The organism is Microbulbifer maximicatervae (SeqCode) (genome assembly GCF_052466985.1).
In genome coordinates, this window is record NZ_CP174298.1 from 3,532,559 (window position 1) to 3,554,380 (window position 21,822).

The 21,822-nt window shown below is 53.1% G+C and carries 16 protein-coding genes; 4 read left to right on the plus strand and 12 right to left on the minus strand.

Going from position 1 to position 21,822, the window contains the following annotated elements:
- The first annotated feature begins 41 nt into the window (after positions 1 to 41).
- Genes rsgA through asd form a run of 3 tightly spaced genes read left to right on the plus strand, consistent with a single transcriptional unit; the run spans position 42 to position 2,762 of the window.
- On the plus strand, positions 42 to 1,082 hold the full coding sequence (gene rsgA, locus ACJJI3_RS15560) for a small ribosomal subunit biogenesis GTPase RsgA (protein ID WP_413664090.1): 1,041 nt from the start codon (positions 42 to 44) through the stop codon (positions 1,080 to 1,082).
- Positions 1,079 to 1,873 carry a sulfurtransferase gene (locus ACJJI3_RS15565; protein ID WP_413664089.1) on the plus strand — a complete coding sequence of 265 codons (795 nt, stop codon included), beginning with the start codon at positions 1,079 to 1,081 and terminating at the stop codon, positions 1,871 to 1,873. Before rsgA ends, ACJJI3_RS15565 begins: the two co-directional genes overlap by 4 nt.
- Positions 1,874 to 1,898: 25 nt before the next feature.
- Positions 1,899 to 2,762, plus strand: a complete 864-nt coding sequence (gene asd / locus ACJJI3_RS15570) for an archaetidylserine decarboxylase (RefSeq protein ID WP_413664088.1) — start codon at positions 1,899 to 1,901, stop codon at positions 2,760 to 2,762.
- Positions 2,763 to 2,815: 53 nt separating this feature from the next.
- Here the strand turns inward: asd and ACJJI3_RS15575 are convergent, their stop codons facing one another.
- The 11 genes from ACJJI3_RS15575 to ACJJI3_RS15625 form a co-directional block, all read right to left on the minus strand.
- Positions 2,816 to 4,168, minus strand: a complete 1,353-nt coding sequence (locus ACJJI3_RS15575; protein ID WP_444926465.1) for a cyclic di-GMP phosphodiesterase — start codon at positions 4,166 to 4,168, stop codon at positions 2,816 to 2,818.
- A 170-nt stretch (positions 4,169 to 4,338) separates the two neighbouring features.
- Complete coding sequence (gene hemE / locus ACJJI3_RS15580; RefSeq protein ID WP_108731435.1) at positions 4,339 to 5,418, minus strand: uroporphyrinogen decarboxylase; 1,080 nt, start codon at positions 5,416 to 5,418, stop codon at positions 4,339 to 4,341.
- Between the two features lie 160 nt (positions 5,419 to 5,578).
- Complete coding sequence (locus tag ACJJI3_RS15585) at positions 5,579 to 6,997, minus strand: glutamate synthase small subunit GltD family protein (protein WP_282930294.1); 1,419 nt, start codon at positions 6,995 to 6,997, stop codon at positions 5,579 to 5,581.
- Positions 6,998 to 7,017: 20 nt separating this feature from the next.
- Entirely contained in the window at positions 7,018 to 11,466 is a 4,449-nt protein-coding gene (gene gltB / locus ACJJI3_RS15590) for a glutamate synthase large subunit (RefSeq protein WP_444940215.1), read from the minus strand.
- Positions 11,467 to 11,809: 343 nt separating this feature from the next.
- Positions 11,810 to 12,895 carry a 3-dehydroquinate synthase gene (gene aroB / locus ACJJI3_RS15595; protein WP_444940216.1) on the minus strand — a complete coding sequence of 362 codons (1,086 nt, stop codon included), beginning with the start codon at positions 12,893 to 12,895 and terminating at the stop codon, positions 11,810 to 11,812.
- A 67-nt stretch (positions 12,896 to 12,962) separates the two neighbouring features.
- Positions 12,963 to 13,484 (minus strand): shikimate kinase AroK, encoded by a 522-nt coding sequence (aroK, locus tag ACJJI3_RS15600; protein ID WP_282934602.1) that lies wholly within the window; start codon positions 13,482 to 13,484, stop codon positions 12,963 to 12,965.
- The gene (locus ACJJI3_RS15605) at positions 13,484 to 15,649 is read right to left on the minus strand and encodes a type IV pilus secretin PilQ (protein WP_444940217.1); all 2,166 of its coding nucleotides are present in this window, start codon (positions 15,647 to 15,649) and stop codon (positions 13,484 to 13,486) included. The genes aroK and ACJJI3_RS15605 overlap by 1 nt, the downstream gene beginning before the upstream one ends.
- Complete coding sequence (locus ACJJI3_RS15610; RefSeq protein ID WP_444940218.1) at positions 15,649 to 16,179, minus strand: pilus assembly protein PilP; 531 nt, start codon at positions 16,177 to 16,179, stop codon at positions 15,649 to 15,651. Before ACJJI3_RS15610 ends, ACJJI3_RS15605 begins: the two co-directional genes overlap by 1 nt.
- Positions 16,176 to 16,796, minus strand: coding sequence for a type IV pilus inner membrane component PilO (locus ACJJI3_RS15615; RefSeq protein ID WP_444940219.1), 621 nt, complete (start codon positions 16,794 to 16,796; stop codon positions 16,176 to 16,178). The genes ACJJI3_RS15610 and ACJJI3_RS15615 overlap by 4 nt, the downstream gene beginning before the upstream one ends.
- Before the next feature lie 15 nt (positions 16,797 to 16,811).
- Entirely contained in the window at positions 16,812 to 17,384 is a 573-nt protein-coding gene (locus ACJJI3_RS15620) for a PilN domain-containing protein (RefSeq protein WP_444934676.1), read from the minus strand.
- A 1-nt stretch (position 17,385) separates the two neighbouring features.
- Complete coding sequence (locus ACJJI3_RS15625) at positions 17,386 to 18,462, minus strand: pilus assembly protein PilM (protein ID WP_444940220.1); 1,077 nt, start codon at positions 18,460 to 18,462, stop codon at positions 17,386 to 17,388.
- A gap of 148 nt (positions 18,463 to 18,610) precedes the next feature.
- Between ACJJI3_RS15625 and ACJJI3_RS15630 the strand changes: the two genes are divergently transcribed.
- Positions 18,611 to 21,271, plus strand: a complete 2,661-nt coding sequence (locus ACJJI3_RS15630; RefSeq protein ID WP_444940221.1) for a penicillin-binding protein 1A — start codon at positions 18,611 to 18,613, stop codon at positions 21,269 to 21,271.
- Between the two features lie 63 nt (positions 21,272 to 21,334).
- On the opposite strand, the gene ACJJI3_RS15635 is transcribed toward ACJJI3_RS15630, so the two are convergent.
- On the minus strand, positions 21,335 to 21,814 hold the full coding sequence (locus ACJJI3_RS15635; protein WP_444940222.1) for a chemotaxis protein CheW: 480 nt from the start codon (positions 21,812 to 21,814) through the stop codon (positions 21,335 to 21,337).
- Positions 21,815 to 21,822 lie beyond the last annotated feature (8 nt).

The window sequence follows — 21,822 nt, forward strand, 5'->3', positions numbered from 1 at the left end:
GCAATAGCTATAATCCGCCGCTAGTCTCCAGGTGCTAGTGCATGAGTAAACGCAAATTAAATCGCCGCCAACAGTGGCGTATCAACAAAATCCAGCAGGAACGCGAAGCCCGCGCCCGCAAGCGCGAGCAATCTGCCGAAGAGGCCCTGGAAGAGGGGCAACTGGGGCAGGAACAGATCGGTCTGGTTATTGCCAACTATGGCACACAGGTTTTAGTGGAGAGCGAGAGTGATCCGAGCCTGCGCCAGCGCTGCCATTTGCGCGCCAATATCGAAACCCTGGTGACCGGCGATCGCGTTGCCTGGCACCCTGCCAGCGAAGACAGCGATGGGGGCATTGGTGTTATCGGCGCGCGCCTGCCGCGCAATTCCGAGCTGCAAAGACCCGATCGCTACGGCGACCTCAAAACTGTCGCAGCCAATATCGATCGCATATTGATCGTTATCGCCCCTTACCCCGAACCTTTTGCCAATGCCATAGACCGCTACCTGGTAGCCGCAGAGACCACCGGCATAGCACCCATGCTGCTGCTCAACAAAACCGACCTGATCGATGAACGCAATCGCGATTCATTGGAGGAGCTACTCGCCCCCTACCCGGAGCTCGGCTATCCGGTTTTACGGTTATCCACCAAAACTGGCGAGGGCCTGCCGGAGCTGCTGGAAACCCTTGCGCAGGGATGTAGCGTTTTTGTAGGGCAGTCCGGGGTGGGCAAGTCATCCCTGGTCAACGCTCTGCTTCCCAGTGCCGGCGCCCGCACCGGTGCCTTGTCAGAGGCAACCCAAAAGGGGACTCACACCACTACAGCGGCGGAACTGTTTCACCTGCCCAGTGGGGGTGATCTGATAGACTCCCCCGGGATTCGCGAGTTTGGACTCTGGCATATGGAGGAGTCCGCCCTATTGGAAGGTTTTGTCGAATTCCGACCATTTATAGGACACTGCCGCTTTCGCGACTGCCGTCACCAGGGCGAACCCGGTTGCGCTATCCAGGAGGCTCTGACCGATGGAAAAATTAGCGAGCGCCGCATGAATAGTTTTCTGCATTTGCGCAACAGCCTGGAATCGGAGAACAAGTTTTGAAACTGATCATCGAAGCGGAAGAACTCGCGACTCAGCTTGAGCGCGAAGAACTGCTGATTGTAGACCTCAGCTCACCCCACAATTACCTCAACGGTCATATTCCAGGTGCTATTCATCTGCCGTTCCAGGCGCTGATGGCTGGCACCGCGCCCGCACCAGGCAAACTTCCCGGTATCGAACAGCTGACCCAGATTTTTCAAGCTATCGGCTTGAAGCCGGAACAACATGTGGTCGCCTGTGACGACGAAGGTGGCGGTTGGGCTGGGCGCTTTTTGTGGACCTTGGAAATGATAGGCCACCGCAATTACAGCTACTTGAATGGTGGCATGTTGGCCTGGCGAGGCGCCGGCCTTCCTCTCACTACCGAGGCACCGGATATTGAGCCGAGTGATATTCAAATCACCGTCAACAGCACAGCTGCGATGGACGCCCAGCAAATCCAGGATCAACTGGGCAATGATGAATTCCTAGTTTGGGATGCTCGCTCCCCCCAGGAATATCGCGGTGAGCGGGTCCTGGCCATGAAGGGCGGTCATATCCCGGGAGCAATCAATTGCGAGTGGACCCAATTGATGGACCCGCAAAAAGATCTGCGCATTAGAGCGGATGCCCGCGAATTCCTCGCTGCACTGGGAATTGATAGCTCACACAAGATTGTCACCCACTGCCAAAGCCATCACCGCTCCGCTTTTACCTGGTTAGTGGGCAAGTCCCTGGGATTGGATATTCGCGCTTATCCAGGCTCCTGGAGTGAGTGGGGCAATTTGCCCAATACTCCGGTACAGCAGTAGATACATTGAGAAAAGACGTAGATTTATGAACCCTAAACTTTTTGCCGCCCTGCAATACCTAACGCCGCAACATGCACTCTCCCGCGCTGCCGGCTGGTTGGCGAATACAGAGCTCAAGTGGATCAAAGATCCTTTCACCCGCTGGTTTGTTGAGAAGTACGGTGTAGATATGCAGGAGGCCAAAGAGAGCGACTGCACTGCCTACCGCACCTTCAATGAATTCTTTACCCGCGAACTGGTGGACGGAGCCCGCCCCATTGTCGAAGGGCAACACACCCTTGCCAGCCCTGCCGACGGCGCCATCAGCCAGCTGGGCCAGATCCATAACGGCCGTATTTTCCAGGCTAAAGGTCACGACTACAGCCTGGTTGAACTGGTGGGCGGTGATCCCAAGGTAGCGGCGCAATTTAATGACGGACACTTCGCCACTGTGTATCTGTCACCGAAGGATTACCACCGGGTGCATATGCCCATGGCAGGCACCCTGCGCAGCATGACCTATGTGCCCGGGCAGCTTTTCTCTGTAAATACGGTAACGGCAGAAAACGTTCCGCGCCTGTTCGCTCGCAATGAGCGCCTAGTCTGTGTATTCGATACGGAAGCAGGCCCCATGGCAATGATTCTGGTGGGTGCAATGATTGTCGCCGGTATCGAAACCGTTTGGGCCGGACAAGTCGCTCCTATCCAGCGCAAAGTCATCAGCACGGATTATCTGGATAAGGCACCCATTCACCTGGAGAAAGGTGAGGAGATGGGACGCTTTAAGCTGGGCTCTACCGTCATTATGCTATTTGGCGCAGACCAGGTGAGCTGGCTCGACCAGCTTGAAGCCGAGTCGCCCGTGCGCATGGGTGAGCATTTCGGTAATTTATTATCCGGCAAGGACTGATATTAGTAAGGGACAGCGGCAGTTTTCACTGCCGCCTCTGAAAAAGAGAGCATTTATTTTGTCAGGCGCGTCAGCAGCTGCCCCAGTCGGCCACCGCGGAATAAATAATTGTCGCGAATATTCGCCGCATCCACCTGGGGGTAAGCTCCGGGCTCTATATCCCTGAGGATACTGACCTTTTCCTCGACACTCATCTTGCCACGCTCGATAAGCTTCTGTTCTCGATCCTCAACTTCAGCCAAGTCACACAGGCGAGGCCTGCTGAGCGTTTGTTTTTGCCCATCGAGAACGATCATTACCTTTGGTCGCAAGCGCCGGTCGTAAGTCTGTTCCACCACCACGCCGACTTCTCCGGTGGACAACTCTACCTGGGTACCCGTGGGATAGAGGCCAATAGCCTGAATGAACTCCACTACCAACTGTTCCTGGTAAGCGATACCCCGCAGGTCATACAACTTGGCAACTGCCCGGGATGGCGCTACCGGCTCACTGGAACCTCTAGGGTTAGTGGCTTCATCATAGAAAGTCACTATTCCGCACATGCGCGCCAACACTGAAATCCTGTCACCGCGCAAGCCCTCAGGGTAACCACTACCATCGTGGCGCTCGCAGTGGGCACTAATGACTTCGATAACCTTCGGATCTATTTGTGGGTCTGCCGACAGCATCTTGACGCTGTGCTGCACAAACTTTCGATACTCCAATTCACTGCGCGGATCGCGCTGCTTCATCTGCAGCACTTCCCCGTCGATAGCCAGCTTGCCTACATCCTTCAGCAGAGTAGCCACCCCGAGCTTTAGTAAATCACTGCGTGAAAGACCGATATGGCGGCCGAATAGCACCGCCCAAATACTGGCACGTACCGAGTGACTATAAGTGTGCTCATCCTTATCTCGTACACGAGCCAGCCAGGCAAACGCATCGGGACTGCGCAGCACACTTTCTACTAAATCCTCAACGACTTGGTTGACCTGCTGTATCGGTATGGGCCTGTTGTTAGCAACAAGCCCCATCACTTCACTCATACCATAGAGGATCTGGCCGTGAAGCTTACGCGCGTTACTGGCTTCTCGCTGCGCCGGCTGCGGAGGGGGGTATTTTTTATGGGAAACAGTGACAGGCTTACAAGGGATAGTGACCGCTGTGCGGCCAGAAGAACGACCCCTTGCGGAAATGTCGCTGCCTCCGAGCAATCGACGCAGGGTAACACCGGCACTACCGACAGTTTTGTGGACATCGACATAAACAAACCGGCAGTATTTCTGTAGCTGGCGGATTTCTTCCAAATCGCGGATATAAAAACCCTGCAGCGCAAATGGGGTTCGTGTCCAAGGCCGGTCGAGCTTGGAGACGAACATGCCGCGCTGTAAATCACCGACAGAAATTTTTGCTTGTTCGATTGCCACTGGGGAAGGTGCCAACAACTGTAGTTAACGCTAAAACGCTGCCCTGAAAGACCCCGTGGCGTAAGATCCTCGGTCCTCTGGGCAAGCTCACCTTTATATCATGGAGAGATATTAAGGTTCACCCGCCCAAAGTGAGACTGTATTCACAGACTCAGAGATCAGTGGCTAGTTTAGGCGTGATATTGGGCTGACAGCTCTACCACAGCTTCAATCATGGCTCCGGCATGTTTGGGATCTACCTTCGGGGTAATTCCGTGACCTAAATTGAAAACGTGGCCACTACCTTGACCAAAAGACTTCAAAACAGCCGCCACTTCTGTGCGAATTCGTTCGGGACTCGCATAGAGAACAGCAGGGTCCAAGTTGCCTTGCAGAGCCACCTTGTCTCCCACTCGGGCGCGGGCGCTGCCAATGTCTGTAGTCCAATCCAAGCCCAGGGCGTCAGCGCCAGTATCAGCCATTGCTTCCAACCACTGACCGCCTCCCTTAGTGAACAGGATGGCCGGCACTCGACGACCGTCGACTTCTTTAATCAGCCCCTGGAGAATTCTCTGCATATATTTCAGGGAGAATTCACGGTAAGCACTGTGGCTGAGTGCCCCGCCCCAGGTATCAAAGATCTGTACGGCCTGGGCACCAGCGCGAATCTGGGCGTTCAAGTAATCGGTAACAGAGTCGGCCAGCACCGTGAGTAACTGGTGCATCAGCTCAGGGCGGTTGTAGAGCATTTCCTTACAGCGGGCAAAATCCTTGCTGGAGCCACCTTCAACCATATAAGTCGCCAACGTCCAGGGGCTGCCGGAGAAGCCGATAAGTGGCACGCGACCATTCAACTCGCGGCGAATGGTGGACACCGCATTCATCACATAGTCCAAATCCTTTTCGCTGTTCACCACTTCCAGGGCTTCGATATCGGCCGCCGTTCGCAGGGGCTTGTGGAACTTGGGGCCCTCTCCTTCAGAGAAATAGAGACCCAGGCCCATGGCATCGGGAATAGTCAGGATGTCGGAAAACAGAATAGCGGCATCCAGCGGGTAGCGCTCCAGGGGTTGCAGCGTTACCTCACAGGCCAGCTCAGTATTGCGGCACAGATCCATAAAGCTGCCGGCTTCGGCGCGGCTGGCTCGATATTCCGGCAGGTAGCGCCCCGCCTGTCGCATCATCCATACAGGCGTTCGATCCACTGGCTGGCGCAGAAGGGCGCGAAGAAAGCGGTCGTTTTTCAATTCGGACGGTTTGGTATCAGACATAGGCACACCGAGCGGGCTAAAAAAACGGGCATTGTACAGGGGCTTGGCCGCTATACACAGGGTGGCAAAGATATTGCGAGGTGCCTATTGGGACTGGCACAAATGTGCACGGAATAATTGGGCAGTGAGGGACCGTGCCCCCACTGCAAATCAGAAACGATTAAATATCCAGGTAATCGAGGATACCTTCACCGGCCTGGCGCCCTTCCCAGATAGCGGTCACTACCAGGTCGGAGCCGCGCACCATATCACCGCCGGCAAACACCTTCTCATTGGAGGTCTGGAATTTGTATTTTTGTTTTTCTGGAGCGACGACACCACCCCAGTCGGCAACTTCAATATTGTGCTGCGGAAACCACTCTGCCGGGCTGGGACGGAAGCCAAAGGCCACCAGAACAATATCCGCCGGGATAATTTCTTCAGAACCGGGCACCACCTGAGGGCGACGGCGGCCGTTTTCATCGGGCTCACCGAGCTCCGTAGTGACCACTTTAACCCCGGCCACCTTGCCATCTCCAACGATCTCAACCGGCTGGCGATTGAACAGGAACTGTACGCCCTCTTCCTTGGCATTGGCCACTTCCCGACGTGAGCCGGGCATATTTTCCTCATCGCGGCGGTAGGCACAGGTTACGCTCTTAGCACCCAATCGAATCGAGCTGCGGTTACAGTCCATGGCGGTATCACCACCACCGAGAACCACCACGCGCTTGCCCTCAACCGAAACAAATTCGGAAGCATCGCGCTCCCAGCCCATATTGCGATTTACGTTGGCAATCAGGAATGGCAAAGCATCGTGAACACCGGGCAGATCTTCACCGGGGAAGCCACCTCTCATGTAGTTGTAAGTGCCCATCCCCATAAAGACAGCATCGTAGTCATTGAGCAGCTGCTCAAAACTGATGTCCTTACCCACCTCAGTATTGAGACAGAACTCAACACCCATCTCAGTAAACACTTCCCGGCGCTGCTGCATTACCGACTTTTCCAGCTTAAACTCGGGAATACCAAAAGTAATCAAGCCGCCAATCTCCGGGTGCTTGTCGAACACCACCGGCTGCACGCCATTACGCACCAAAATATCAGCGCAGCCCAGACCAGCCGGGCCGGCACCAATCACCGCTACTCGCTTACCCGTTTTCTCAACATGGCTTAAGTCTGGACGCCAACCCAGGGCGAAGGCTGTATCAGTAATGTACTTTTCCGCATTGCCGATAGTGACCGCACCAAAGCCATCATTGAGGGTACATGCGCCCTCACAGAGGCGGTCCTGGGGGCACACCCGGCCACAGACTTCCGGCAGTGTATTGGTTTCGTGGCAGAGTTCAGCTGCCTCAATCACATTGCCCTCGCTGATCAGCTTCAACCAGTTGGGAATGTAGTTGTGTACCGGGCACTTCCATTCGCAATAGGGGTTGCCACAATCCAGGCAGCGGTGCGCCTGGCTGGCCACCTGTCGCTCGCTGAAAGGCTCATAAATTTCAACAAACTCGCCGGTGCGGGTGATGATGTCCTTCTTCGGCGGATCGATGCGACTTACGTCGATAAACTGGAAGTCGTTGTTCAGTCTGTCTTTCATACTGTTTCTCCACCCCGCCTTTATTCGCCGCGCTTGCGCACGTCGGAAAGAAGATCTGCAAGGCTCGCCGCCTTTGGTTTAACCAGCCAGAAACGGCTCAAGTAATCATCGAAGTTATCCAATAACTCGGCGCCCCAGGCGCTCTGGGTCTCCGCCGCATACTCTTCGATAACTTCGCGCAGGTGACTCTGGTGTGGCTCGAGAATTTCGCTGCTGATTCGGCGCAGCTCGATCAACTCATGGTTGCAGCGATCGAAGAAATCCCGCTCCATATCCAGGACATAGGCGAAACCACCGGTCATACCGGCGCCGAAGTTAAATCCGGTGCGCCCGAGAACCGCGACCATACCCCCGGTCATATATTCACAGCAGTGATCTCCAGCCCCTTCGACTACCGCAAAGGCACCGGAGTTACGCACGGCGAAGCGCTCACCGGCACAACCCGCCGCAAATAACTTGCCGCCAGTGGCACCGTAGAGACAGGTATTGCCGACAATACTGGTTTCCTGGGAGGCGAATGAGCTACCTTGCGGCGGTCGTATAACCAGCTTGCCGCCGGCCATGCCCTTACCCACATAGTCGTTGGCATCGCCATCCAGATACATATCCAAACCACCGGCATTCCACACACCGAATGACTGGCCGGCGACCCCTTTGAGGTGCAGTTTCACCGGAGCTTCAACCATGCCCTGGTTACCGTAGCGCTTGGCGATCTCACCAGACAGGCGCGCCCCCAGGGATCGGTCACAGTTGGTCACGTCGTAGCTGAACTCGCCACCTTTAAAGCCTTCGATGGTAGGCAGGATATCCGCCACCATCCGCTCCGCCAGTTCACCCTTATCCCACGGATCATTCGTCGCGGACTGACAGGTTTGCGGCTTGCTGTCCAACAGCTCATCCGTATGTAATAGAGGCGCGAGATCCAGCTTTTTCTGCTTGTCAGTTTCGCCATCCAGTACGCGCAGCAAGTCCACACGCCCCACCAACTCTTCCAGGCTGCGCACCCCGAGCTTGGCCATCCACTCGCGGGTCTCCTCGGCGACAAAACGGAAGAAGTTCATCGCCATTTCTGCGGTGCCGATATAGTGCTCGTCACGCAGGTCCTTCTTCTGGGTGGCGATACCGGTGGCACAGTTATTCAGATGACAGATGCGCAGATACTTACAGCCGATCGCCACCATGGGTGCCGTTCCAAAGCCGAAGCTCTCTGCACCGAGAATTGCCGCCTTAATCACATCGAGGCCGGTTTTCAGCCCCCCATCGGTTTGTACCCGAACCTTGCCGCGCAGATCATTGGCACGCAAGGTCTGGTGGGTTTCCGCCAATCCCAGCTCCCAGGGCGACCCGGCATAGCGAATCGAGGTAATTGGGCTGGCTGCTGTGCCGCCGTCGTAGCCGGAGATGGTGATCAAATCCGCATAGGCTTTGGCAACACCCGCAGCAATGGTGCCAACCCCGGGCCGCGATACCAGTTTTACCGAGACCAAAGCATCCGGATTGACCTGTTTGAGGTCGTAGATCAGCTGCGCCAAGTCTTCGATGGAATAGATATCGTGATGTGGCGGCGGGGAAATCAGGGTCACGCCGGGCACCGAATAGCGCAGCCGCGCGATCAGTTCGTTGACCTTGCCACCGGGCAACTGACCGCCTTCACCGGGCTTGGCGCCCTGGGCTACCTTAATTTGCAATACCTCTGCATTTACCAGGTAGTGCGGTGTTACGCCAAAACGACCGGAGGCAATTTGCTTAATCTTGGAGACTTTATCAGTGCCAAAACGGGCAGGATCTTCACCGCCCTCGCCACTGTTTGAACGCCCACCCAGGCGATTCATCGCTTGGGCCAGGGATTCATGGGCTTCGGGGGACAGGGCCCCCAGGGACATGGCCGCCGTATCAAAGCGACGCAAAATCTGCTCTGCCGGCTCCACATCTTCCAGAGCTACCGGTTCGATGTTCTCCTTGAAGTCCAGCATGTCCCGCAATGTCGCCACCGGGCGCTGGTTAACCAGCTCCGCGTAGTCCCGCCACGCGGCATAGTCACCGGTGCTGGCAGCGCGCCGCAGGGTAGTCACCACATCCGGGTTAAAAGCGTGATACTCCTGGCCGTAGACAAACTTGTGCAGGCCGCCGGGGGAAACCGGTTTGCGGGCTTTCCAGGCAATTTCAGAGCGGGCCGCCATATCGGCTTGCAGCTCGGGGAAGCCGGCACCTTCAATGCGAGTGGGCGCTCCGGGGAAACACAGGTCCACCACATCCTTGGAAATACCCACCAGCTCGAATAGCAGTGCGCCGCGATAAGAGGCAACGGTGGAAATGCCCATCTTGGACAGGATCTTTAACAGGCCCTTGATAATGCCGTTGCGGTAATTTTTCTGCGCCTCAGCGGCATCCAGCAGCAATTCACCGGTATCGATCAGGTGATTGATAATGCTGTAGGAGAAATACGGGTGTACTGCGGTGGCACCGACACCAACCAAACAGGCCAACTGATGTGCATCGCGGGCGCTGGCGGTATCCACCACAACATTGGAGTCACAGCGCAAGCCCGCATGTACCAGGTGGTGGTGCACCGCGCCTGTCGCCAGCAGTGCATCGATTGGCAAGTGCCCCTCGCGAATATCGCGATCGGACAGCACTACAATCACAGCCCCCGCCCGAACTGAGGCCTCAACTTTGGCGCAGAGCTGTTCAATCGCCGACTTGAGATCCAATTCAGTGGGGTCGTAGTTCAGGTCGAAGATCTCCGCTTCGAAGCCCGGGCGATCTAGGGATAAGAGTGCCGTGTACTTCATATGGGAAAGTACTGGCGAAGACAGGATCACCCGATCCGCGTGCTCGGGGGTTTCCTCAAATACGGATTTCTCTCGACCCAGGCAGGTTTCCAGGGACATCACCACGGTTTCCCGCAGGGGGTCAATTGGCGGGTTGGTTACCTGGGCAAACTGCTGGCGGAAATAGTCGTAGAGCGAGCGGTTGTAGCGGGACAAAACCGCCATCGGCGTATCATCGCCCATTGAACCGACCGCTTCCTGGCCCGCTTCAGCCATGGGCCGGACGACTTTATCGCGCTCTTCCAGGGAGGAGCTGAACAGCTTTTGGTAGACCTTGAATTGCTGGTGGGAGAAGTTGTTGTCCACCGGCGCGGTAACCAAAGTAGAGCGGATACGGCGTGCTTTATCCTTGAGCCAACGCTTATAGGGCTGTGCCCGCTTGAGCATATTATCGATGTCAGCGGTGTGGTAGAGCTTGCCCTCTTGGGTGTCCACCGACAGCATCTGCCCCGGTCCGAGGCGGCCCTTAGCTACAACATCTTCAGGGGCATAGTCGTACACGCCCACTTCGGAGGCCACAGTGATCAGGTCATCCTTGGTAATCACCCAGCGCGAGGGACGCAAGCCGTTGCGGTCCAGGGTACACACTGCGTAGCGGCCGTCGGTCATCACCAATCCAGCCGGCCCATCCCAGGGCTCCATATGCATGGAGATATATTCGTAAAAGGCGCGCAGGTCCGCATCCATTCCTTCAACATTTTGCCAGGCCGGCGGCACTAGCATGCGCACGGCCCGGTGCAGCTCCATGCCGCCCGCCAACAGCATCTCCAGCATGTTGTCCAGGCTGGAGGAGTCGGAACCCTCACGGTTAACCAGGGGCACCAGCTCATTCAGCTCTGGAATCAGGTCAGTGGCAAATTTACTGGTGCGGGCAACAGACCAGTTGCGGTTGCCGGTAATAGTGTTGATCTCACCATTGTGCGCCAGCAAGCGGAATGGCTGGGCCAGGGGCCAGCGGGGCATGGTGTTGGTAGAGAAGCGCTGGTGGAAAACACAGATCGCGGTTTCCAGGCGCGGGTCGGCCAGCTCTGGGAAAAACTTGGGCAGATCAGCCGGAATCATCAGGCCCTTGTAGGAGAGGACACTGGTTGAAAGGCTGGCGATATAGACTTCGCTACTTAAGCGCAACTCGGCTTTGCGACGGGCCACATAGAGACGGGCATTGAATTTCGCCTCGCCAAGGGGCTCGTCCGCATTGTTGATCAGCAGCTGCTCAAAGTGCGGCAGGCAATCCCGGGCAATGGGGCCAAGGCATTCCGGATTGGTCGGTACGGTGCGCCAGCCGACGGTCTTTAAGCCCTGAGCTTCCAACTCAGTTTCGAGAATTTGTCGGGCTTTATCGGCCTCAGCGTGATCCAGCGGGAGCATGATTGACCCCACTGCGTAGGTTGCTGTCAGCTCAGCACCAAACAGGGTCTTGGCTTCTGCGCGAAGGAAAGCATCCGGCTTTTGCAGCAAAAGACCACAACCATCACCGGTTTTACCATCGGCGGCAATACCGCCCCGGTGGGTCATGCAAGTGAGGGATTCGATGGCCGTCTGCACCAACTTGTGACTTGCCACACCGTGCAAATGAGCGATCAGACCAAAACCGCAGTTGTCCTTAAACTCATCCAACTGATACAGACTGCTACCCATAGAATTCCTCGTCGCTATCGATTGGGGGACCACTGGCGCTTAAAAAAAAGAAGTGCCTGTTATGGGCGAATGTCACTTTAAGCTTCGCGCTACGCTCTCCTGCGGTCCCTTGGAAAAAGATCCCGAGATAAAAAAAGCCCTCTGCTGGGGCTTTTTTTGTTGTTATTGGCGGTTTTTTGCCCCGCCTTTCCTTTCGGGGGGGCGCAATATTACTTGTCCAACACTACATTTTCAACTTTTAGCAGTGTATTAGTCTGTCAAATCAAACAAAACCAAACTTATCTTCTAGCAGCTAACCTTTCTGGTACTCAGTCCTATTATTTTGACAATAAGAGCAGGGTTATCACTCAGCACCACAGTTTTTCAGTGCATTTATAATCATTTTTCTGGGGGTATCATCGACAATAATTGCTTCTCCCAGCGCCTTTAGCAGTACCAAACGCAATTTTCCGTCCAGCACCTTCTTATCCACCTGCATTACTTGGAGGAATTCATCGGTTGTCATGCCCTGCGGTGCCTGCTGCGGCAAATCAGCCGCCTCTAGCATCACTCGCAATCGCTCCACCAGCTCTGCATCGATATCTCCGCGCAATCTGGATAATTCCAGCGCCATAACCATGCCGACGGCAACGGCCTCACCGTGTAACCAACTGCCATACCCCTGCACTGCCTCAATGGCGTGGCCGAAGGTGTGGCCAAGATTCAGTATCGCCCTACGACCACTCTCGCGCTCATCACTGGCAACAACATCCGCCTTGTCGGCGCAGCAGCGCTCAATAGCGTAAGCCAGTGCTGCGGGCTCCCTCGTTAATAACTTTTGTAAATTCTCCTCGATCCATTCGAAGAATAGGCTGTCACAGATCAACCCGTATTTAATGACCTCGGCGAGGCCTGCGGAAAATTCACGTGCAGGCAATGTGGCAAGGGTATCGGTATCCGCGAGGACAAGGCGGGGCTGGTGGAAGGCGCCAATCATATTTTTACCAAGGGGATGGTTAACGCCGGTCTTTCCCCCAACAGAGGAGTCAACCAAAGACAGCAGGGTAGTCGGTACCTGAATAAAGTTAACCCCGCGCTGATAACAGGCTGCAGCAAAACCGCACATATCTCCAACGACACCACCGCCCAACGCGATTAGTGTCGTAGTGCGGTTGTGACGCTTTTCCAGCAGCACATCAAAAATTCGATTCACTGTGTCGAGTGATTTAAAAGCTTCACCATCGGGAAGCTCGACAACATCCACTTTATCGAGCCCTTTTAGCCCTTCCAATAATGTCGCCAAATAAAGAGGAGCAATAGTTTCATTGGTAACAATGCAAACTTGCCGGCCTTTAATGTAAGGGAGGATATATTGCGGGTCACCGAGCAAACCTGAACCAATAATTATCGGATAACTACGCTCGCCGAGTTCTACGTTAAGGCTTTGCATACTGCTCTCAATCCCCTAGTGCTTATCTCAACAGAAGTGAGACGCACTTTAGCACAGACGCTTGGGACTAATCGGACAGCAGGCTGCCTAAGTGTTCTGCGACCAGGAGGGATGCTTGTTTGGGGGAGAGGTCATTGGTGTCGCAAATAATATCTGCAACCTCACGATACAGAGGCTCGCGTTCCTGCAAAATTTCCGCAATACGCTGACGGGGGTTGGGTACACGAAGCAACGGGCGATTGGTATTCTTAGAAGTGCGCTCCAAGAGCTGATCGATATTGGCCTGCAAATAAACTACATGGCCATATTTTTGTAGCTGGCGTCGATTCTCCTCGAGCAAAACTATTCCGCCGCCGGTACCGATAACCTGGCACTCACCCTGGCAGAGCTCTTCCAATATTTCACTCTCACGACGGCGAAATCCGGCTTCGCCTTCCACATCAAAAATCCAGGGAATATCCGCACCAGTGCGCTCTTCGAGCACTTTGTCGGTATCGGCAAAAGGCAGCTGCAATTGCGCTGCCAACAACCTACCGATTGTAGACTTGCCGGCCCCCATGGGGCCGACCAGGAAAATAGAGCGGGTGATCACTTAGAGTAGAAAGCCTCGTCTTCAAGAATACGCGGTGTGATAAACATCAGGATCTCACGTTTATCGTCCGTGCGTATAGTCTTTTTGAATAGGTTGCCAATATATGGAATGTCACCCAGTAGGGGAATTTTTGTTTCACCCTCAATAGCGCTACTTTCAAATACTCCGCCCAGGACAATTGTTTCACCATTGCGAACCAAAACCTTGGTTGCCAAAGTATTTACATTGATGGAAGGAACCTCTCCACCGCCGACAGTAACGTACTCACCCACACTATTTTGTTCGAGGTTCAAACTCATAATAATATTGTTATCTGGAGTAATTTGCGGAGTCACCTTAAGCTCCAATACAGCCTCTCGGAAAGTAATTGAAGCCGCTCCAGAAGAAGTTGCCTCTAGATAAGGGATCTCAATACCCGACTGAATAATAGCTTCCTGTTTATCACCAGTAACAACTTTTGGCTGTGAGACAATTTCTGCTACCCCTACATCCTCAAGTGCAGAAAGCTCAAGATTCAGATAGAAGTCTTCTTTAATAATCGAATAAGCAATACTACCTGCAGGATTACTAACACCGAGGTCCACTAACAAAGGGTCGAACTCTCTGACCAAGGCATCCAGAGTGGTATCCTCTTCAAGGGAAATGCTACCGGCACCTAAACCTCGAGCATCATCACCAATCGAAGTACCATCCGCAAAATCCCACTCAACGCCAAGTTCCTGCTGAAAATCACTATTAGCAGTAACAATGCGAGCCTCAATCATGACTTGTCGAATAGGAATATCAATCACCTCAATCAACTCACGGAACTGGGCGATTTTGTCTTCTGTATCAGTGAGAATGATAGTGTTTGTTCGTTCATCAACAATGGCGCTACCGCGAGGTGAAAGAATGCTCATCTGCTGATTAGCCGCCCCGCCGCTGCCTCCAGTAACTCCCTCTGCACCACCTTGCCCAGAGAACAAGTTGAAAATTTCACCCGCATCCGCATAACGAACGCTAATGAATTCCGTACGTAGAGGAGCCAGCTCTTCCAATTGTTTGCGAGTCTCAAGCTCTTGCCGCTCTCTTTCAGCAATTTCAGCTGCTGGCGCAACCATAATTACACTGCCTTCCTGGCGCTTATCTAGCCCTTTCGCCTTTAAAATAAGGGCCAAAGCCTGATCCCACGGAACTCCATCAAGGCGCAATGTTATTCGACCTTGTACGGTATCACTTGCCACTAAATTAAGATCAGTAAAGTCAGCAATCACCTGTAAAACAGAGCGCACTTCAATGTCCTGGAAGTTAAGAGAAAGCTTTTTCCCATTGAATTGAAATTCATTTTCTTTCTCACGAATTTCTTGAGCGGACAAAGGCTTAACACTCAACACATACTCAGTATCAGCCTGGTAGGCTAAATAATCGTATTCGATATCGCTGGGGTCCACAGCAATTACAGTGTTACGCCCATCATAATCAACGGTAATGTTATTTACTGGAGTAGCAAAGTCTGTAACGTCCAGCCTCTGGCGCAATGTTTCAGGCAAATCAGCGCCCAGGAATGTCAAGTAAATCTTACCATTAGTACGCTCAACATCGATATTAACAGCTGGGTCAGTAAGGCTAACAATAACCTTTCCTTCACCTTCATCACCACGGCGAAAATCTACATTGCTCACAGCAATACTGCCTGTGGTTTGAAATTGTTTTTCACCACCGAGGTTTAAACCACTATCATGCTCAACCGTATTTGGCACTGGAGTCGGGCTTTCAGAAGACTCTGCACCAATTTCCATGACCAACTGATTACCCTGTCGCTCACTGGAATAAACGGGAAGTTGGTCAAGGTTTACGATAAGGCGGGTACGATCTTCACTAGTGACGATTACTGCACTTCTAGCTGCACCAATACCTAATGAGTATTTTTTTTGCGGTAAAATACTTTCGACACCAGCAAAATCCAAAACAATTCGTGCCGGCTGCTCTATCGTGTAACCTGTAGGCTCGGGGGGAGCATCATTAAAGGTCAAACGTAGCTGAACTCTCCCACCAGGCAGTTCAGCAAACTGTATATCATTTAGTTGGTTTACTTGAGCATTGGAATTTACAGAAAGAAGTAATAAACCAAGTAGCAGCAACTGGATCCGAGCCATAAAAAAGGCGAACCATTTATTGTTCATTATCCGTTGTCCCTCTCTTCCAACGCCAGTGCCCGTGGCCTCTCAATCCAGCCGCCGGTGCCATCCGGTATAATTTCAAGAATATCAAGCTGAGTACTTGTCGCATTAACGACGCGACCATGATTTTTACCCAGGTAATTGCCCACAGTAATCCGATGAATTCCACCAGCACCATCATTAATCAGTGCCCAAATTTGGCCTTCACGGGCTAAGCTACCGACCATCGACAAGAGATCAATATTAATCCCTTCTAGTAATTCACGTTGGCGTGTCAGATCTGGGGCAATATCTAATTTTCGTCCAACTATTCGCTGCTCAGACTCCAATATCGGGCGAGTAAAAGGACTCCGCCTTGCAGTAGCAGTGTAGACATAAGGACTGTAAGGAGTAAAAATCGGGATGGGCTCAATTTGTCCTTTGGGCTTACGTTCAATTTCAGCCATTCTTTCACGCAAATCACCGTGATCACTATTCAAACTGCAACCTGAAAGGAAAGACAAGGCACCCAGTATAGGCAGATATTTAATCATTCCTCTTCACTCTGATCCTTATATCGGTAGGTTTTTGCGTTAATAATCATATTAAGCACTCCCCCATCGCCACGCTCAGTGGCAATTTCGAAATCATGAAGGGTTACAATCCTAGGCATACCCGCTATTCCACTGATGAAAGATCCTAACTCGTGATAGCCTCCTTGAACCTCTATTCGAATAGGGAGTTCCACATAAAATTCACCAATGCGCTCTTGTTCCAAGTCAACCTTATTGATTGTTAGGCCACTGCCTCGGCCATACTCGTCAATATCGTCAAGTAGCCCCGGGACTTCAGTATCTTTTGGCAACTGTTTCAATAACGTACCAAAAGTTTCCTCCATCTCAGCTAACTGATCCCGATAAGCATCAAGATTCGCTGCTTCAAATTGCTTTGCCTCAAATTGAACAAACAGCTCTTTTTCTTGATTTTGAGCTATATCAAGTTTGTTATAAATATCTTTTATTAGGAAGTAATAGCCAGCACCAATGATCACTACTGCACTAAATACAAGTACAGCGATTCGTCCAGATAATGGCCAAACGCCTATCCGTGTTAGATCGATATCATTAATATCGATATCATTAAGCTGTCTTACAGTATCTGCCAGTGACATGACTGAAATCCTTTACTATTTTGCGCTATCTTTATCATCTTCTTGCTTGCGCCCACTGACTTTCACCGTAAGCTGGAACTCACTCGCCTGTTCTCCGTATTGCGGAGTTGCGGTTACACCCGTTAATTGAGGGGCTTCATACCAATCTGAGTGGTCTAAATTTCGCATAAAAGAGGAGACTCGGTTGTTAGACTCTGCTACCCCAAATAAGTCCAGCCGATCTCCTTCTCTTTTCATCTCACTTAGCCATAGCCCCTCAGGAGTTGCCTGTACTATTTCATCAAAATAACGGACGGCAAGAGGTCGATTCCCCTGCAATTCCTGAATGACCCGCATCCGATCAATCAGCTCTTGACGACGCTTTTTCAGGTCCTTTATTTCTCTCACCTGAACATTTAATTCACTGATTCGGGCTTGTAGAATTTGGTTTCTCTCACCTTGCTCGATAACTTGCAGATCAGCGGTTTTCTTCCACGAAAACATAGCTGCCGCAGCTGCAATAAATACCAATAGCGCTAGCTGCTGGAACTCTTTTTGCTTTTGTGCTCGGTATTCCTGACGCCAGGGGAGAAGGTTAATTTTTGCCATTTCAGTAGTCCTTCTCCCTCATAGCCAAACCAGTAGCGATCATCAATGATGGAGCCTCACTCACCAGAGCTTGCTGATTGATCTTTGAGGAGACGCTCATTCGCAAAAATGGATTAGCAACTAAAGTCGGCCTGCCCAATTTTTCACCGATTAATTCGTCAACTCCCTCCATTGCGGCAACACCACCACCGAGCAGGATAAAATCCACATCGCTGTAGGACGTGGAGGAGTAAAAGAATTGCAGAGAACGAGTTACCTGCTGTACAACAGCGTCACGGAAAGGCTCCAACACCTCGGCAAAGTAGTCATCCGGCAAACCACTGCCCCCTTGACGTTTCGCTAAAGCAGCTTCCTCAGCTGAGAGGCCATAGCGGCGTTGAATCTCATCGGTAAGCTGGCGCCCGCCAAAAAGCTGCTCACGGGTATACACGGTCTTACCATCCACAAGAACAGACAGGGCACTCATCGTTGCCCCGATATCAATAACGGCAACGACCAATTGCTCCTGCGGAGGCAGCTGATCTTCCAATAGTGTGTAGGCTCTCTCTACGGCATATGCTTCTACATCAACGACACTGGGCTCAAGATCTGCCTCTCCGAGCGCTGAGATTCTCTGCTCAATATTCTCTGTGCGACATGCAGCTAGCAGAACCTCCACCTGCCCCTCCCCCTTTGTGGAAGGTCCCTGCACCTCAAAATCCAGGCTAACCTCCTCTAGCGGATAAGGAATATATTGACCGGCCTCAAATGCTATTTGGGCTTCCAGAGCTTCATCACTAAGGTCCGCTGGCATTTCGAGGGTCTTGGTGATCACCGCTGATCCAGACACTGCAACGGCCGCTTCGCGCAAGCGCGTCTTGGAGCGTCGTACAACTTTGCGGATAGCCTCAGCCGTCGCCCCCACATCATTGATATTCTTATCAACTACGGCATTGGGTGGGAGAGGTTCCACGGCGTAACTTTCGACACGATATTTGTCGCCGTTGCGACTTAGCTCCAGCAACTTGACCGCAGTAGAGCTAATATCGAGTCCCAACATGGCCTTGGGGCCTTTGCTCAGAAAAGGGAAAATTCCCATTTTTTCTTATCTTTTCCGTGGGTTATGAGGGTTTGATGTTATAGCACTTTAAATTAACGCTTCAACCTGCATTTGCATAGGTAATAGCGCACAATATTCGTATAATTATTCACCTAATCACTTTGATGAAGTACACAGAAGCAGTTTCATGACCGTAAAAGCCCGCAATCGTCTGCTCGCACTGCTTTGGCTCGGCCTTGCCGGTGTGGCCGCTACAGCAATGGCCCTAGCCAGTATCTACCTCTACCTCAAACCGGGGTTGCCCTCGGTGGAGAGCCTCCGCGATATCCGCTTACAGACCCCTCTGAGGGTCTATTCACGGGATATGAAACTGATCGGTGAGTTCGGTGAAAAGCGGCGCAACCCTATCACGATCGAGCAAACGCCAGAACCCTTTATCAAAGCGATTCTTGCCGCTGAGGATGCCAGCTTTTACTCCCACAATGGTGTCTCCATCAAAGGTTTGATGCGGGCCGCCTCGCAACTGATTAAGACCGGTTCTATCCAGTCTGGTGGTAGTACACTGACAATGCAGGTGGCGCGCAACTTCTTTCTCAGCCGAGAACAGCGTTTTGTGCGCAAGTTCAATGAAATTTTGCTATCACTGCAAATTGAGCAAGAGCTGACCAAGGACGAGATCCTCGCCCTTTACATCAATAAGATCTTCCTCGGAAACCGCGCCTACGGTTTCCAGGCTGCAGCTCAGGTCTATTACGGCAAAGATATCAAGGATCTGAATCTGGCCCAGTGGACTATGATGGCGGGACTCCCCAAAGCGCCATCAACCTTCAACCCTCTCGCGAACCCCTCCCGAGCCCTGGTACGCCGCAACTGGATCCTGATGCGGATGCTCGACCTTGGCTATATCAACCAGGATCAATATAACCAGTCTATTACTGCGCCGGTAACAGCCAGCTATCACAGCCGCGATCTCGACCTGGATGCACCCTATATCGCCGAGATGGCACGGAAGGAGGCAGTAGACCTCTTTGGCGACAACGCTTATACCGACGGCTACCAGGTCATAACAACGGTAGACAGTCGCCTGCAGGAGTCGGCTCGCAATGCGCTTCAGCACGGTCTGGAAACCTATGATGCGCGCCATGGCTATCGTGGCCCAGAACAGCGTCTTGCACCGGAATTGCTGCAAGATAGCGACCAACTTATCGATTTACTCAACGAGATTCCGATTCTCGGCGGTCTGGAACCCGGCGTTGTCACTGCGGTAGAACCCAAGAAACTTCAGGTTCAACTGAGAGATCGGCGCGTAATTGAATTGCCTTGGAGCAATGGGCTCAGTTCTATCAGGCCCTATATTTCTGAGAGCGCCCGGGGCGCACGTCTTCAGTCCGCTGAAAAAATGTTTGCTCCCGGGGATGTTATTCGGCTGCGCAAGGTCGTTAAGGAAAAGAAAGAGAGCAACTCCAGCAGCGAGATGATCGCCACCGCTGTAGATGAGCCTCTTCAGGCCGATCCGTTTGCGGATCCCGAGAGCGGTGATACCGAGCCTGCTGAACCCCAGGTGACCGAGGAGTGGGTCCTAGCCCAGGTCCCGGAAGCACAGGGCGCCCTAGTATCTATTGAGCCCGAAGATGGGGCTATCCGCGCCCTTGTCGGTGGTTATGACTTCCGCCAGAGCCACTTCAATCGGGCCACACAGGCAGCCCGGCAACCCGGCTCCAGTTTCAAGCCCTTTATTTACGCCTCGGCGATCGAGCGCGGATATACAGCGGCGAGCATTATCAATGATGCCCCGATTATCTTTGAGGAAACCAACCTGCAAGATGTATGGCGGCCTGAGAATGACGGGGGGACCTTCCTCGGCCCAACCCGCCTACGTATGGCTTTGTACAAGTCCCGCAATATGGTCTCAATCCGGTTGCTGCAATCCCTAGGACTGGACTACGCCCTGGGCTTTGTCGAAGGCTTTGGGTTTGAGCGCAGCAAGCTTGCCCGCAACCTGACCATTGCTCTGGGTAGCTCCGCTCTCACGCCCCTGGAGATGGTGCGAGGCTATGCCGCCTTCGCCAATGGTGGCTACCGAGTGGAGCCCTACCTGGTTGACCGGGTATTGGATGTTAATGGCGAAGTCCTGTATCAGGCACTGCCTCTCACTGTGTGCGATAACTGTCCCGAGCCGGGCACAGGCTCTGAAACCCTGTCCGCTGAACCCGTCGATCTCGCGGAATTACAACTGGAAGGACAAGGGGTCGATCAAGGTGAAGAGCCAGCGGAACTACACGTACTGCCCGTTGGCCCCCTCGACCCGAGCAAGAGCCAAGCGCGTCCTCGCGCTCCGCGAGCCATGTCCGCAGAGACGGCATACATAATGGATTCGATGCTTAAAGATGTTATCAAAAAGGGCACCGGGCGCCGCGCTCTGGCGATGAAGCGCGGTGATATTGCCGGAAAGACCGGTACCACCAATGGTCCACGGGATGCGTGGTTCTCGGGTTATAGCCCCTACCTGGCAACCAGTGCCTGGGTTGGCTTCGATTCCTATGGCGAACTGGGTAAAAATGAATACGGTGGCTCAGCCGCCCTGCCTATCTGGATCGATTTTATGAGCAGTGCCCTCGAAGGTCTTCCCGAGCGCCACCTGGCTCAACCAGATGGCATAGTTACGGTACGCATCAACCCTCAAAATGGCTTGCGCACCTCTTACGGGGGCATGTTTGAGATATTCAGGACCAACCGGGTGCCCGGCCGCGAGGTATATAACCCATATCGCAATCGCTACACCGATGAAGATATGGATATGCCCAGCCAGGATGGCCGGGAGGATTCTTTACCGGAAGAGCTGTTCTAAGCGAACAGCTCAATCAAAAAAGGGGCCTCTGGCCCCTTTTTTGATAATACATTGCAAAACAAGTCAGTCACTGCGATAGCGCAGGCAGGCCCGCTCTAATCCCTGCAGGTCGGGAATAACCGCCTCCTCACCAGAAAGCGCCACATGCATTAACTCTCCAGGGTTTAGTGGCTGCTCTCGCAGCGCCAACTCCTCAGGGGTAACCCGCACCAGGCGCGGAGTGCCGCGCAAGAGCAATGCAAAATACGGCAGCTCGCCATCGGGATTTCCCGTGCTCAGCACCGCAATACGCCCCTCTTCTGCAACTGATCCCAAGGCACCACCACGCATCACTTCAAAAGATACCACCGGCAGGCGCTGTTCCCGCCAGATCAGATCTCCCAAATACCACTCGGGTACATCTTGAACTGCCATCGGCGTCTGCATTGCAACAACCTCTGAGAGGCTGTCCACCGGCACCAGCAGCTGCCCCTGCTCAAGGGGCAATAACAGGCTGCTCACTTCCTGGGGGACATCTACCGGCAGCTCTTCAACTTCACTCATTGCCTATC

What these genes read in the sequence shown, in the direction of transcription:
- ACJJI3_RS15625 (WP_444940220.1), bottom strand. Translation starts at nt 18,462, where the DNA reads ATGGGAATTTTCCCTTTTCTGAGCAAAGGCCCCAAGGCCATGTTGGGA.
- asd (WP_413664088.1), top strand. Translation starts at nt 1,899, where the DNA reads ATGAACCCTAAACTTTTTGCCGCCCTGCAATACCTAACGCCGCAACAT.
- ACJJI3_RS15585 (WP_282930294.1), bottom strand. Translation starts at nt 6,997, where the DNA reads ATGAAAGACAGACTGAACAACGACTTCCAGTTTATCGACGTAAGTCGC.
- ACJJI3_RS15630 (WP_444940221.1), top strand. Translation starts at nt 18,611, where the DNA reads ATGACCGTAAAAGCCCGCAATCGTCTGCTCGCACTGCTTTGGCTCGGC.
- ACJJI3_RS15605 (WP_444940217.1), bottom strand. Translation starts at nt 15,649, where the DNA reads ATGAACAATAAATGGTTCGCCTTTTTTATGGCTCGGATCCAGTTGCTG.
- ACJJI3_RS15635 (WP_444940222.1), bottom strand. Translation starts at nt 21,814, where the DNA reads ATGAGTGAAGTTGAAGAGCTGCCGGTAGATGTCCCCCAGGAAGTGAGC.
- ACJJI3_RS15615 (WP_444940219.1), bottom strand. Translation starts at nt 16,796, where the DNA reads ATGTCACTGGCAGATACTGTAAGACAGCTTAATGATATCGATATTAAT.
- gltB (WP_444940215.1), bottom strand. Translation starts at nt 11,466, where the DNA reads ATGGGTAGCAGTCTGTATCAGTTGGATGAGTTTAAGGACAACTGCGGT.
- ACJJI3_RS15620 (WP_444934676.1), bottom strand. Translation starts at nt 17,384, where the DNA reads ATGGCAAAAATTAACCTTCTCCCCTGGCGTCAGGAATACCGAGCACAA.
- hemE (WP_108731435.1), bottom strand. Translation starts at nt 5,418, where the DNA reads ATGTCTGATACCAAACCGTCCGAATTGAAAAACGACCGCTTTCTTCGC.
- ACJJI3_RS15610 (WP_444940218.1), bottom strand. Translation starts at nt 16,179, where the DNA reads ATGATTAAATATCTGCCTATACTGGGTGCCTTGTCTTTCCTTTCAGGT.
- rsgA (WP_413664090.1), top strand. Translation starts at nt 42, where the DNA reads ATGAGTAAACGCAAATTAAATCGCCGCCAACAGTGGCGTATCAACAAA.
- aroB (WP_444940216.1), bottom strand. Translation starts at nt 12,895, where the DNA reads ATGCAAAGCCTTAACGTAGAACTCGGCGAGCGTAGTTATCCGATAATT.